Consider the following 992-nt stretch of genomic DNA (forward strand, 5'->3'; position numbering starts at 1 on the left):
TTGCGATTGATTGGTTTGTGAAAACTACACTAGATAATAGAATGACAGCCATCATTGCAACTAACATCATGGGCTTACGATTTTTTTTATGCTTTTTAATTGTGCCACCGTTATTCATAGTATGACGTAATGCTTCTTCCAATCTATGGGTGGGAACTTGTATCTGATTATAGGTATCTTTTATCTCCTTGCTTAAATATTTGCTCATAATCACCCTCCTTACAACATAATTTTCTCTTTAGTTTTAACAATGCCCTATGTACTCGAGCTTTCACTGTGCCTTCTGGAATATTAAGTATCTCAGCGATTTCTCTATTTGTATAATCCATATAAAATCGCAAGTTGATTACCGTCCTGTCTTTAATACTTAAACTCTTAATTGCCATAGAAAGGTCCATTTTCTCTTCTACTCCGTATAATGGAATCAAGATTTTTCCCGTCCAATCACTAAAAACAAAACTCTTTTTCTTATTTTTCAAGAAACTTATAGCAGTATTAATTAATATTCTTGTAATCCACGTTGAGAAATAAGCAGGTTCTTTTAAGCTACCAATTGATGAATAGGCCTTAAAAAACGTTTCCTGAACAATTTCAACTGCATCATCCTCGTTATAGACATAGGAGTAGGCAACCTTATATAGCTTTTCCTGTTCCTGTCTCATTAATTGTTGAAATGCATCATGGTTACCATTCTTAGCTAACATTACGACCTCATTATCTCTTTCTTTCATTCATTATTCACCCTCCTTTCAATCATTAGATAAACCTGATATTAAAATCGTTGCATTTATTTTTAAAAGCCTTAGGTAGTTTAAGAAAAGCCAAACTTAGAAATCTAAAAAGTTAAATATTTATTATGCTACATTAAAAAATGTGACTTACCTCTTGACCTAAACTTATCGTTTGCTTAATTACTTCAATAAAAATAAGCGATAATCCTTCTTGGATTATCGCTCCCGTTAATGGAAGAAGCCGTTGCTTAAATTTTCATC

Annotated in this window: 2 protein-coding genes; both read right to left on the reverse strand. The window is 32.4% G+C overall.

The window, feature by feature from the left end; genetic code table 11:
• On the reverse strand, positions 1-208 hold a 208-nt coding region (locus ACFSCX_RS15455), incomplete at its 3' end, for a hypothetical protein (RefSeq protein ID WP_377929153.1).
• Positions 168-731 (reverse strand): sigma-70 family RNA polymerase sigma factor, encoded by a 564-nt coding sequence (locus ACFSCX_RS15460; protein WP_377929154.1) that lies wholly within the window; start codon positions 729-731, stop codon positions 168-170. The genes ACFSCX_RS15455 and ACFSCX_RS15460, both read right to left, overlap by 41 nt.
• Positions 732-992 lie beyond the last annotated feature (261 nt).

This window comes from Bacillus salitolerans (genome assembly GCF_042680805.1).
GTDB classification, from domain to species: domain Bacteria; phylum Bacillota; class Bacilli; order Bacillales; family SA4; genus Bacillus_CJ; species Bacillus_CJ salitolerans.

What these genes read in the sequence shown, in the direction of transcription:
- ACFSCX_RS15460 (WP_377929154.1), bottom strand. Translation starts at nt 731, where the DNA reads ATGAAAGAAAGAGATAATGAGGTCGTAATGTTAGCTAAGAATGGTAAC.